The following is a 13,702-nucleotide window of genomic DNA, read 5'->3' on the forward strand; positions in this document are numbered from 1 at the left end:
CCAACCATTAGAAGGTCAAGGAAAAGAAGTTTTATTTATGATAATCAACTTGTTTATCTTCAAGGAAATATGATCCTGTTTCTCTTCCTCAAGGTTAAAGACTGATCTCGTGTCAGTGTTTAAAAATGGATTTTGAGAGAACCCGTAGCGCCGCTGTCAGTTGAGTGATCTCCATATTGACCAATATAGGACAGGTCCAGGTCCAGTATATCAGTCAGTCGCGCCGTAATCCCTGTATCAATGATTGCTGCATTACTCGAAAGACGGGTTCCTGCAATATCCATATCATTATTGCCACCAGTCATGGCAAACGCTTCGTGTTGACGTGATCCTAGCTCTCCGAAAGCGTGGCGGTAAGCTGCCATGAAGTGGGGCATGAAGAGTGTTTTTCCGAGATTGAACTGGGTAGATGCATGCAGCCCGAAGGTCGCGAAAGTCACACCATTATCAGAACTACGGCCTCTTAATGCGGCTTCGCCATTATGTTCACGGTAGCTATTGGTCTGCATATTAACGTAAGCCACATTCATGAATGGCTCAAATATGCTGTGCCATTGGTACATTTTATAGCCAAGCTCGGCAAAGCTTTGTGCTGTCCCACCAAGATAGTGGCTGGTCAGTTTTTTACCGTAAGAAGCAACTGAAATGTCACGACGTGTATTGATGACATTCCAGCTATAAGCAACACCAAGACGCAGATGTAACTGACCCCAATATGTGCCAGCATAACCACCCACTGTTACGTTATTACTATTACCGGAAGAAGAGCGACCCTGTCCGACATTAAACATGGAATGACCATATGAGAAGAGGCCGCCTACGCGCCAGTTACTGTTACGGATCGGTGTATCGACACCCATGATGAATCCTGTCGTGCGGTCATGCATCGCTGCGGCATTTCCTGTGCCGCTATTATGGCCAAGGCTTCCATATGCCTGCCCCCACATGATGGTGTGTTCGGAAGAACAGGCACCGTTCTTTTGATGGGTTTTCATGTCATAGATACTCTGTCCATTACCGGCATAATCACATTCACTATTAGCCAGACGGTTCAGAGCGGCGTTACGAACAAAAAAGCTGTCCTGGATCAAGGCTGTACGGATCGAAGCGTGAACTTCACCAGAAAGATTATCCAAGGCTTTACGTGCCTGATCTTTGGTCAGGCCCGCCATAGCTTGTGCCAGGGTGCTATTGGAAGAAATATGGTCCAGTCCGTGGCCTGTCTCAATCTGATTACGTGTTTCTCCTGGAGAGGCAAAGCTCTGTTGGCCGCGTGAGAGCACGATATCTACATCGTTAAGATGATATACAAGGGTCGGGTCTAGATAGGCATATTGCGAACCAAGGTTGGTTTGTAGCTTGTCATATGCGCCACTGACACCTTGCGCTGCATTCATGACACGATAGGCTTCTCCATAGGTCAGTCTATCTGGGTTGGAAACATGAAGAGCCAGTGTCCCACCATTCAGGACAGCTTTGCCACTGACGAGGATACGGTCCGATGCAAGTTCATCTGGCTTGTAATTATTTGCTTCATCAAGCTTATTCCCTATTTTGTCAGCCGTACCACGAATATTTAAGATCGAATTTGCATTCATGGTCAGATTTCCTGAGATTTTTAGGGAAGCAGGATTATGGTCTGTGCCTGCAGCGAGAGTTGCCCCGGCATTAATAGTGACATTCCCACCGACAGTGCCATTTCCACGTAATGTGCCATCAATAGATGTCTGACCAGTCGTACTGTTATTGCCCGTGATAATCAGTTCTGCCTCATGTTGGACGGCAGTATTTCCTGTATAAAGGTTATTGCCCGAGAGTGTTTCTGTTCCAGCAGTGATTGTGAGGTCCCCATTACCGGAGAGGGAGCCTGAATAAGTGTCGCCTGCATTATTAAGTGTAAGTGTTCCCTCAAGGGTTCCATTCCCAGCACCGGAGAGGGAGGCAGCAGAAGCATTGTCGCTTGTGACATTGAAACTGCCACTTTGGACGTCGAGCCTGCCGGTGATACGATCACCACTGAGTGCCAGCTGCCCGCCATGATTGACGACATCACCCGTGACATTGTTCCTAGCACCTAACATCATGTTGCCTTCATTGGTGACAGAGGCGAGTGTTCCTCCGGTTGCCTTGAAGGTGGCATTCTGGTTATTGGTGACAGCACCAGCATTGGAGTCAGTTAGTGTGGCTGCTCCGTTACTGTTTGTGACGTCAGACAAAGTAGCATGTTCAGCGGTGAGGGTGCCGCTATTTGTGGAAACACCAGAGACTTTTCCGCCATTTACGTTAGTGATTGCAGCGTTATTTAGCGCCCCGGCGAGAGATCCTGTGAGGTTTAGGGTGCCATTCTGCACATCTGTTTCACCTGTATAAAAATTAGTGCCCGAGAGGGTTGTTGTGCCTGTTCCCTGTTGGACGAAGCTCCCTGTTCCAGAAATAACCTGGGATAATGTGACATCATTACTGTGGTTAATGGCCAATGTTCCGTTGTCAGTAATATTCTGGTCACCCAGTGAGCCTGTTGTGCCACCATTCCCGAGTTGCAGGGTTCCGCCATCAATAATAGTTGGTTTTGCAAAGTTATTGTCGGAAGAGAGGATCAGCTTGCCAGCATCTGTTTTATCAAGAGATGTCCCACCATTGACTTGACTGCCATCAATGACGGAATTGATTTCTGCAGTGATATTCTTTCCTGATGCTGAATTATTTCCTACCTGGATGACCGTGTTAGACTGTGTTGCATAAAGGTTATCACCTTTAATGACGTATGTCTGGCCATCTATATTGCCAAACTGAATGCCAGAGATGCTGACTGATGCATCTGGTTTATCCTGAACCTGAACGATCCCGGCAGAACCTAAGAAGATAGCGGTATTTCCAGAAGTCCAGACGGTATTGGCTGCCCCATCTTGTGAGGTCCAGTTAGGGATTGTACCGGCTTCAGGGGCAGACCAGACACCATCGCCTCCTTCAATACGGCCGTTGCCGTTTCCATTTCCCGCACGGTGACTGGCATTATCGCCATCCCAGAAATTTAGACTGTCTCCACCAATGACAACGTTAACCTGATGGTTAATGGAGGTTTGGAGTATGGGGGTACCAGCTTCCTGTAGACCACTTGCCATAGAGAGTGTTGTTGAAGCGTTTTGATGAAGCGTCCCTTCATAGCCATAAAGATTATAAACACCAGCACCCAGTTTATTGTTGGAGATAGAGGGGCCGTCAGTATTAACCTCAAGGATAATATTTCCTCCAAGGGTTAGGTCTCCGCCGATATTGATATAGTCATTATATTGACCACCTGCCATATTTGCCTGTCCCAGCCGGAATTTCTGAGTGGAATGGTCGTCTAGTATCAGATTTCCTGAGATTTTTAGGGAAGCAGGATTATGGTCTGTGCCTGCAGCGAGAGTTGCCCCGGCATTAATAGTGACATTCCCACCGACAGTGCCATTTCCACGTAATGTGCCATCAATAGATGTCTGACCAGTCGTACTGTTATTGCCCGTGATAATCAGTTCTGCCTCATGTTGGACGGCAGTATTTCCTGTATAAAGGTTATTGCCCGAGAGTGTTTCTGTTCCAGCAGTGATTGTGAGGTCCCCATTACCGGAGAGGGAGCCTGAATAAGTGTCGCCTGCATTATTAAGTGTAAGTGTTCCCTCAAGGGTTCCATTCCCAGCACCGGAGAGGGAGGCAGCAGAAGCATTGTCGCTTGTGACATTGAAACTGCCACTTTGGACGTCGAGCCTGCCGGTGATACGATCACCACTGAGTGCCAGCTGCCCGCCATGATTGACGACATCACCCGTGACATTGTTCCTAGCACCTAACATCATGTTGCCTTCATTGGTGACAGAGGCGAGTGTTCCTCCGGTTGCCTTGAAGGTGGCATTCTGGTTATTGGTGACAGCACCAGCATTGGAGTCAGTTAGTGTGGCTGCTCCGTTACTGTTTGTGACGTCAGACAAAGTGGCATGTTCAGCGGTGAGGGTGCCGCTATTTGTGGAAACACCAGAGACAGAGCCGCCATTTACGTCAGTGATTGCAGCGTTATTGAGTGTACCGGCGATAGACCCTGTGAGGCTCAGGGTGCCATTCTGCACATCTGTTTTACCTGTATAAAAATTAGTGCCGGAGAGTGTTTGTTTTCCTGTACCTACTTTAATGAGATTTCCGCCTGTGCCTCCATTTGCTCCCCCATCCTGGATCGAACCGGCAATTATTTCATCTTTATCTGACGAACCAATTGTTAATTTATTTCCTCCCAGCAGGACTGAAGCTCCCTGCGTTCCAAGAGAGCCGATAGAAAGTCCATTTGGAGATGTTACAGCAGATATGTCCAGACTACCGCCGTGATCGAGTTCAATGGTTGTATTTTGAGTAGCTGTTGAATTCCCTGAAAATGATATATCACCCCAGCCATAAATATTGGCAGAGTCTGCGGAGCTGTTATCTTTGAAATAAACATCGGCAGAACTGTCAGTTCCGATATGGGCCTGTCCCGATTTACTATTTCCGTCAAAGTAAAGTGGAGAATGGGAATGGACAAATATATCTGATTTGTCAGCGTTACTATTATCTGTAAAATGAATTGAGGTTGCTTTGTTATCGGACCAGTTTTCAGTAATATGGGCCTGTCCAGCACTACTATTCCCTTTGAACTGGAGAGAGGTGCCCCCATTTATATTAATTATTGCGCTACCAGCGGTACTGGTATCGAGAAATTGGACCTTGCTGGCATTTTGTCCCCGGCTTGGGGAGTTTACGTCAATGATTGAGTCATTTCCAGCCGAGCTGTTATCAGAAAATTGGAGTAAGCTTGTATCCTGCAAAGTAATATGAGCCTGTCCAGCGGTGCTATTATCGTGAAAGTGGAAGAGATCTGAGTCCTGTAAGGTGATAGTAGCATTACCTGCTGTGCCTGTATTCGTAAATTGGACTGAACTCCGGGAAGCTGAAACATTATGGTATCCGAGAGAGGAGCCGTCATTCATATTTATATCAGCTCCCTCAAACCTGACGTCACCCCCATGATTGCTTGTAGTGGATGTACCAAAGGGGTTTAAGGTATTTGCGTTAACTGTAAGAATATGCGTCTGGTTGGTATCATCATAGCTGGTTTTATGGCCAGTTATTGCCGTATAGCCAGTGTAGGTACTGTTGCTGTTTAGGTTAAGAATTGAGGGGGCATCCCCAGCATCTAGATTGCTAGAGCTTGTATATCTTACACCACCAGGTCCGATGATTGCAGAATTTGCATCAAATCTATGACCATCAATCTGGATGATTGCATTATTTTTTCCGAAAATAATGCTTCTGTTACTCTGATTCCAGTCTCCAGAAAGTTCGAGAATACCCCCATTGATAGCAAGATCTGTATTCGCAGCTCCCAAGTTATTGTCCCGTGATATGATGAGCGTTCCATCAGCAATAACCGTGCCGCCCCTATAGCTATTTATGCCACCAAGTGTGAGGGAACCTTTATCTGTTTTAACCAGTGTTGTAGGATGGTTCACGTCATCAGTAATATTGACATTGATCGTAGCACTATCATTAAAACCAGAACCACTGCCATTACCGACGCGTATGGTGGAAACAAGACCAGATGCGTTATATAAATTCCCTGTTGTTTGCTGATCGCTCTTTGAGCCGTTATGTGTGACACCAAAATCTGTCTCATTATTGGTATATTGGCTGCCATGCAGGGTAAGAGCGCTATCGGAGTTTTCTGAAGCAATTGTGAAAGAAGTGCCGTTAGAGGGATCAAGCTGCATACCTGCGATGTCAATATTACCTTTTACTGTAGCAGTGCCACCTGTATGTTGAAAAATCGCATAATCGCCTGCACTCCAGGACGAATTTGTGTTCCCGTCAATTGTGGTCCAGTTTGAAATTTCACCAGGGTTTTGCGTCCAAAAGCCTATACCTCCATCAACCTGGCCATTTGATGAGGTTTCATTACCATCCCAGAAAGAAAGATGATCAGACCCGTTAGCAAGAGCAACATTAACCTGATTCAAACTTGTTTGCAGGTAGTTCTGCTTATCGGCAATGTTATTGCCATCAATTTCCAGGCTGGCATTTTCTCCAACGAGATTTCCATTATATTTATAGAGATTCTGAATACCAGAGCCTAATGAGCCGGATAGATTTGTAACCTTGATTATGCCATTGAGTGTGAGATCACCATCGACGACAAAGGATCCTTGTTTTAATTTTCCAGAACCTGATGAATCACTTAGGGGAGTAAAATCAGATAGTCCCTCAACATCCAGATTTCCTCCGAATTCCAGATTGACGGAATTACCTGCCGGGAAGGTGATTGTTCCGCCTTGTTCTATGATAGAACTTCCATTGGCAGCACCAATAAAACCTGTTCCGCTTAAAACGCCACCATTTTTGACAGTGACTTGACTGGTGTTTCTGGCATTTCCGTAAACATGAAGTTTACCGCCATTTTCAATAGTTGTTGTTCCGCTATAGTCATTTTCACCATTCAAATCGACACCAATGCTTGTAGAAGAAATGTCGAGACTTAGGCCGTCATGCAAAACACCTGTGATGCCAGAGCCGAATACTTCTTTCGTTCCAGAAACCTTTATAGTACCAGTACCTTTGATAGAACCAACAATGACGCCCTGATTTTCATCATGCCCACCGACTGAATTGGCATTTGTAATGTTAAGGTTTGTTGCCCCTAGGTTAATAGTGCCGCCTGTTATCCCTGGATTAATACTTCCATTTTCATTTTTCTTGAGGTTTGTGTTCAGGTTCGTAATATTTACTGACTGTGTCGCATGTGAAATATCAAGGATCCCGTCACTTGAAACGAATATATTGCTTGATTTTGAAATACGTCCGGTGCCAGAAAGAAATAGTGTTCCATTGATAATATTTGTATCACCAGTATAATTATTTGTACCTGTTAAGGTCTTGTTTCCTCCAGAAAGTGTTATTCCACCATTTCCTGAAATATTTCCAGAATAATTTTGTTGGTTGGTTGCATTTGTCAGGGTTAAAGTCTTATCTCCCAGTATAACTGTGCCAGCGCCATTAAGATCGGTTATTGAAGAACCTTTATCTGTATTACTAATATCGAAACTGGCACTATTGCTAATATTGATAGCTGATGAAGAGGAAATATCTCCAGAGCCGGCAAGGGAGAGGGTTCCCTGTTGTATATTCGTTGCGCCATGATAGTCATTTCTAACAGAGAGTATGGTAGTACCAGGACCATTATGTAGAATTGACGTATCAAAGCCTGTTATAGGCATCGTTATACTTATAGACTGTCCTTGTTCTGGGGAATATGTGACATCAGAATTTTCAGCATAAGCGATGCTCGGAGAGATTGATAAAAGTCCTGTTCCACTGAGTAAAGCGATGACATTGACTGAAATATTGAGATTGTTCAGATGAGTTTTTTTTTCTTTATAATGGGTCTTAGTGGTATTTTTTTTACGGATTTTATTGCCAGTCACAGTTTTCAATCCTTAATTTTCATTCAGGAGTAATACGGTGCTGTTTGTATATGTGGTATATATTAATATATATGAAACAAAAATATTAACTTATCTTAATTAATGTTTCGTATATTATCATATGTATTAATTTTTTATTACTTAATATGTATTTGTTGTCAAAAATAATTAATATTTATATTTTTGAGAATATATTATATTATTACTTTTAATTAATAAAACAATTTAAAATATGTTCTATATAAAATTAATATGTGCAGTAGGTATTATAATAAAAATAGCCCTGTTTGTTTGAAAAACAGGGCTATTTTTGATTTAATCTTTTAATGTGAACTTCAATCCCTGAACTCCTGCGGCGAGGCGGGCTCCACGGTTTGAAGATGTAATTTTCAGGTGTACACCGTTAGTATTGGAGAGTAGTGCACCGCCGACGCCTTCATTTGCTGTTGCTTCGCCTGCGGCAGAGCCATATTCGCCGTCAAAATCATGAAGATGTTTGAGATTGAAGACATCTCCATCAGCATTGATTTTGGAGTAACCTAATGCAGCGATATTTCCGCCATGAATGCTAAATCGGTGTTTTTTTCCACGAAAGGTGAGAGTTCCTTCACCCCATGTATAGCCAACGCCCAAATCAGCAGAACGCGTCGTAAAATGAATGTGACCAACAGGTTTAGCAACTGGTTTCTCAGTCTTTTTGGCTTCATCAGCGAAGGAGGAAGGAGCAGCGACACAAAGCCCCAGAGCTGAAATAAAGGTTAACCCATAAAGAGAATATTTACGCATTGTTTATCCTTCCTGTAAGAGTGATTCCGACAGATGAAGGCGGTTTTATAATAAGGATGAGGAAATAACTTATCCATTTCTTATTATAAAATGCCTCTGATAAATCTAGCATTCTTTCGGTTAATGCGGTCTTATTTTTTATTAATTCATTTTCTTTCTGCCATTGGAATTACATTTCGTGCCTTTTCTCCTATGTATAATTGACGTGGTCTTGCAATGCGTGTGGTTGGATCAGCCATCATCTCCAGCCACTGACTTACCCAGCCTGCTGTCCGCGCAACGGCGAAAAGAGCTGTAAACATAGTTGTAGGGATGCCCAAAGCTTTAAGGATGAGACCTGAATAAAAATCTACATTAGGATAAAGTTTCCTCGTGACAAAATATTCGTCTTCAATGGCAATTTTTTCCAGTTCCTTAGCAAGGTCGAAGAAAGGATCCCTTTTGATATTCAGTGTCTCGATTACTTCGTAATATGTAGCCCGCATCAATTTTGCCCGTGGATCAAAATTACGATAAACACGATGCCCGAAGCCCATGAGTCTTATGCCGGAATGTTTGTCCTTGACCTTTTCCAGAAAAGAAGGAATTTCCTTTTTATTACCAATTTGATCGAACATATTCAGCACGGCTTCGTTAGCGCCTCCATGTGCTGGCCCCCAAAGGGCGGCAATCCCAGCTGATATACAGGCAAATGGATTAGCTCCTGTGGAGCCAACCAGCCGGACTGCCGTAGTGGAGGCATTTTGTTCGTGGTCAGCATGAAGAATAAAAATGCGGTCAAGCGCACGTGCCAGGACAGGGTCTACCTTATAATGCCTGCCAGGACGGCTAAAGAGCATGTTCAGAAAGTTTTCTGAGAAAGAAAGGTCTTCCTCAGGATAAACAAAAGGTTCTCCACGGCTATATTTATAGGCCCATGCAGCGATTGTCGGAACCTTGGAAATAAGTCTCCGAGCTGAACGGTCGCGTTGAGCAGGGTCATTAATATCAAGGCCATCGCTATAAAAGGCAGAGAGAGCAGCAACAGTTCCACATAAAATAGGCATTGGATGCGCATCGCGCCGGAAGCCATTAAAAAAGTTCCGAATCTGTTCATGCAACAGGCGCTGTGTTGCCATATCAGCTGAAAATTTCTCATACTGATCTTTGGTTGGTAATTCTCCATAAAGCAGGAGATAAGAGGTTTCTGTATAATCAGTCTGAAGCGCCAGTTGTTCTATGGGGTAGCCACGATGGAGGAGAATTCCTTTTTCGCCGTCAATATAAGTAATTTTACTTTTACAGGCTGCTGTAGAACCAAAGCCAGGGTCAAACGTAAATAATCCAGCTTCTTGCGGTAAACGTCGATGGTCCAGGACTGAAGGGCCCATAGTTCCGTGGATGACAGGAAAAGTGAAAGAGAGTGTTTCATTTGTTTCATCTGGCATTACGAAAAATTCCTCTCATATTACCGGTAACATGAACTGGTTATAGTAGTTTCGATAAAGAAATGGATAATTGCAAGTAATAAAAAATCATAGATGTAAAAATAATAAAAGGGGCGATAGGAATGAACCTACCGCCCCTTTTATCTTGTAAGAACCTTTTAAGAAAATAAGCTCTTATTTGGTTCCTTCAGGGAGTGCATAGACAACCAGTGCATCAGAAATCGGGGTCATCATGAAGTGGTGACCACCAGCCAGAATAGCAACATATTGGCGTCCGTTAACAGAGTAAGTCATAGGTGTTGCCTGTCCGCCACCTGGCAGGACATCACTCCAGATAACTTTACCTGTTTTCATATCAATCGCACGAATAAGATTATCCGTTGCGGCTGCAATGAAAGCAACGCCACCACCTGTCTGGATTGGTCCACCATTATTTGGTGTGCCAATATTAAGAGGCAGGAATGTTGGAAGACCAAAAGGTCCATTGGCGCGGGCTGTCCCAAGTGGTTTCTGCCATAGAACTTTATGAGCTTTAAGGTCAATTGCAGTAATCATGCCAAAAGGAGGCTTGTTACACATAACCTTTGTAAAGCTGTTCCAGAAAGGACTGACAGAGATACCATAAGGTGTATCACCCATAGCTCCATTACCTTCAGCGCCACCACCATTTGGGTTGTACTGAGGAGAATCTACAGGAATATAGCCGAGTTTATCGCCAGTTTTACGGTCAACCAGCTGGTCATACATGGGCGTGTTGCTCCAGTTAGCCAGAAGGATGCCTGTCTTGGGATCGTAAGAAGCACTACCCCAGTCACTACCACCATTATAGCCAGGATATTCCAGCCATGGACGTTTGATGCTTGGAGGCGTGAACTCACCAACGTAGTCGGCCTTCAGGAATTTGATACGGCAATATAGCTGGTCAAGTGGTGAAACACCCCACATGTCCGCTTCTTTATATTCCGGGAAGCCAAGTCTTGGAACGCCAACTGACCATGGTTGTGTTGGTGAACGGGGATCTTCAGGAATATTCCCTGGAGATGGTGCCGCTTTTTCAACAACAGGGAACCCTGGAAGAGGGGTACCAGTACGACGGTCGAGAATAAATGTCTGACCACGTTTTGTAGGCTGAATTAGAGCTGGGATAACCGTGCCATCATCGGCATGATAGTCGAACAATGTTGGTTGTGAACCGATGTCATAGTCCCAGACGTCTTTATGCACGGTCTGGAATACCCAGCGTTTTTCACCAGTTTTGGCATCAAGTGCGACCACTGCTGAAGACACTTCATTCTCTGCCGGGCTGCGCATGGCGCTGAAGTAATCAGCCCCGGAGTTTCCGGTTGGAACATAGACGAGACCAAGCTTGTTATCGCCTGTCATGCCTGTCCATGAGTTCGGTGTCCCACGACTATATACATGACCTGGTGCAGGCTGGTGATGGTCTGTCGGATTATTGACATCCCAAGCCCAGACAAATTTGCCAGATTCTGCATCATAACCACGAATAACACCAGAAGGCGCCCAACGACGTTGCCCGTCCAGAACTTCGTGATTTACGACGATAACACCATTAACGACAGGTGGTGTTGCCGTCAGAGAAACCTGTCCAGGTACGGCATAGCCAAGCCCCTGCATCAGATTAACTTGACCATTATGGCCGAAGGATTCACAGAGTTTGCCGTCTTTCGCATCAACAGCGATAAGACGCATATCCAGCGTCCCCTCAATGATACGGTTATGGCAAGGCTGTCCTTCAGGCACTGTGGAAGAGGTATAGTAAACAACACCTCGACATGCTGCGGTATAAGGGATGCTTTCATAGGCAACCCCTGCATTATAACGCCAGATTTCCTTACCGTTTGTAGCATCAACGCGCATCATGTCGTTCAAAGCTGAACAGAGGTAAAGGGAATCACCAACTTTAATAGGGGTGGTTTCAGCAGCCCATTTATTGGCTTTTCCTTTAGGAACCAGACTTCCTGTGTGATAGACGAAAACTCTTTGGAGCTTGCCTGCATTTTCAGGAGTAATCTGATTCAGAGGTGAATAGCGGGTCTGATATTCATCTCTTCCGTAAGAGGGCCAATCTTCTGGCTTGGGATTATCGGTCTCCTGTGGAACCATTGCTGGAACCTGATCAGGAGCAATTTCACCAATATCAGGGATCTTGGTAGAATTGATGCCTGCTGGTTGTGGTGCCAGTGGATCAGGAGATGTAAAGACTGACGATTTGGCAGCTTCAGCATATGGCCCACCTTGATAAGGATAGGCCGGATCTCCGTGAAAGGCCTCACCGGCATTGCCTGGTCCTGGAGGCGCATCCGTAGGAGGGACTTGTGCCAGAGCAGGAACGGAGCCTAGCGCGGTGCTCAGGAAGAGCGCCTTGAAAATCGTAGAATTACGCATATTAAGCGCTCCTTTTACGGCCATTCAGCATGAGCAGGCAGATTACGGTCAGAACGGCAATAAGAGTAGGCCCCATAAGGCGAGGTAACCAGCCGATCCAGTTAAAACCGACTTCATAAACCGTCCATGGGAATGTTAATACCCAACCGAGTAGAAAAAGCCAGCACCCCAAAGGACGACGCATCATCATAAGAATGCCACCTGGGGTAAGGAAAAGGACGCCTTCTAGCAGATAATACCAGGAGCCGCCATAAGAGACCAGAACTGCACCTTCAATGATGAAGTAAAGGCCAAAGAGAAAAATTACGAGGCCAACGAGCATGGTGAGTAACCCACCTAGTGTCGAAGGTCTTTGTGACGTGTTTGTAGAAGAGAGCATATGAGCACCTCATAACAGGTGTTAGACCTGTTCCCCCTTTTGAAGGATTTTAGGCTTTCGGAAAAGCCTCTAAAGTGTACACATTTTCGTGCATAAAAACAAAAGATTTAATTTCTACAATATATTTATTGATTATTTTTTTGAGAAATAGAATCTATTGCTTTTTTTATATTTCTATGATTTTGAACAACTTCATCAATTATTGTTCTGAAAATGCGATCGGCAAAATCTGGATTAAGATTCGCATCTTGAGCTAGTGAATATAATCTTTCTGCCTGCTCGGCTTCCCTCTGATTATCAGTAGGGGGGAGTTCATGACTAGCTTTAAACTTCCCTATTTCGTTTGTACATTTAAATCGTTCTGCAAGCATATAAATAATAGCTGCATCAATATTATCAATGCTTTTACGCAGCCGCCATAATGGTTCTAGGTAATCTTTATCTTTGTTGTTGTCAGAAGTCATTAATGTCAATCCATGCTAAGTGTCCGCCCTTGCCAGCACCAAGATCCATGAAGAACGTCCTCCCACCCAGTCTGCCTTCCTTCAGGTGAGGGCGACCATCTGTTGATCTCTGATCGTGGCCAACATAAACAGTCATACCGTGTGGTACTCTATGAATCCAGTTCAGACGTCTTTCAGGATAACCATCTGGTTGTAACTGGTGGGTCGTTTCTCCAAAAAGAGCGCGTGAAATGGGAGCTGATAGCTTGTTTATACCAGTTTCAGGAGGAGGCATGGTAATCATGAGGGTATGAAAACTGGCATGCAGGAAAAAGGTCTGATTGATTCGTTGCCATACAGGTGCTTTGGCAATCATATGATAAACATTATGCTCAAAGTCCTTGTGAGGGGCGGACCTGACCTGATGGAGTGTTGTTTCTAGGGCTTGGTCATAATGCACCTGACGTCCTTCCAAAAGGCGCGCCAGCTTACGGTCATGATTGCCGAGGACAAACATGCCTTTATGCTCATAAAGCATCGTGAGCATTAATTTTAGGACGCCAGCACTGTCAGGCCCATGATCGACAAGATCTCCCAGCTGAATAACGTAGCGTTCGGTCGCTATAGCGTGGCGGAATGCTTCAATGTCTCCATGCACGTCTCCTACCACACGTATACCATGTTTGCGGATACGCTCTAAAATTGTTTCATTCAGGGTAGGGTTAGTGAAAATGGGAATGACCTCTCAAAATTCAGTAAGGCAGTTTCTTATTCTGC

Annotated in this window: 7 protein-coding genes; all 7 read right to left on the reverse strand. The window is 44.7% G+C overall.

Annotated elements, in window-relative coordinates; all coding sequences use genetic code 11:
- Window positions 1-119: 119 nt before the first annotated feature.
- Window positions 120-7,481 (reverse strand): autotransporter domain-containing protein, encoded by a 7,362-nt coding sequence (locus AC3B6P_RS06415; RefSeq protein WP_489805262.1) that lies wholly within the window; start codon window positions 7,479-7,481, stop codon window positions 120-122.
- A gap of 315 nt (window positions 7,482-7,796) precedes the next feature.
- Window positions 7,797-8,267 carry a hypothetical protein gene (locus AC3B6P_RS06420; RefSeq protein WP_489805263.1) on the reverse strand — a complete coding sequence of 157 codons (471 nt, stop codon included), beginning with the start codon at window positions 8,265-8,267 and terminating at the stop codon, window positions 7,797-7,799.
- 146 nt (window positions 8,268-8,413) lie between these two features.
- Window positions 8,414-9,694, reverse strand: coding sequence for a citrate synthase (locus AC3B6P_RS06425; RefSeq protein ID WP_489805264.1), 1,281 nt, complete (start codon window positions 9,692-9,694; stop codon window positions 8,414-8,416).
- Between the two features lie 174 nt (window positions 9,695-9,868).
- On the reverse strand, window positions 9,869-12,103 hold the full coding sequence (locus AC3B6P_RS06430; RefSeq protein WP_489805265.1) for a pyrroloquinoline quinone-dependent dehydrogenase: 2,235 nt from the start codon (window positions 12,101-12,103) through the stop codon (window positions 9,869-9,871).
- Window position 12,104: 1 nt separating this feature from the next.
- Window positions 12,105-12,482, reverse strand: coding sequence for a glycerol dehydrogenase (locus tag AC3B6P_RS06435; RefSeq protein WP_489805266.1), 378 nt, complete (start codon window positions 12,480-12,482; stop codon window positions 12,105-12,107).
- Between the two features lie 125 nt (window positions 12,483-12,607).
- Window positions 12,608-12,946, reverse strand: coding sequence for a chorismate mutase (locus AC3B6P_RS06440; RefSeq protein ID WP_489805267.1), 339 nt, complete (start codon window positions 12,944-12,946; stop codon window positions 12,608-12,610).
- Window positions 12,936-13,595, reverse strand: a complete 660-nt coding sequence (locus AC3B6P_RS06445) for a metallophosphoesterase (RefSeq protein ID WP_489805268.1) — start codon at window positions 13,593-13,595, stop codon at window positions 12,936-12,938. Before AC3B6P_RS06445 ends, AC3B6P_RS06440 begins: the two co-directional genes overlap by 11 nt.
- Between the last annotated feature and the right edge of the window lie 107 nt (window positions 13,596-13,702).

This window comes from Aristophania sp. ESL1142, from assembly GCF_058107345.1.

Bases quoted from the DNA above. Each gene is read 5' to 3' on its own strand.
- AC3B6P_RS06420 (WP_489805263.1), bottom strand. From the start codon at position 8,267: ATGCGTAAATATTCTCTTTATGGGTTAACCTTTATTTCAGCTCTGGGG.
- AC3B6P_RS06435 (WP_489805266.1), bottom strand. From the start codon at position 12,482: ATGCTCTCTTCTACAAACACGTCACAAAGACCTTCGACACTAGGTGGG.
- AC3B6P_RS06430 (WP_489805265.1), bottom strand. From the start codon at position 12,103: ATGCGTAATTCTACGATTTTCAAGGCGCTCTTCCTGAGCACCGCGCTA.
- AC3B6P_RS06440 (WP_489805267.1), bottom strand. From the start codon at position 12,946: ATGACTTCTGACAACAACAAAGATAAAGATTACCTAGAACCATTATGG.
- AC3B6P_RS06425 (WP_489805264.1), bottom strand. From the start codon at position 9,694: ATGCCAGATGAAACAAATGAAACACTCTCTTTCACTTTTCCTGTCATC.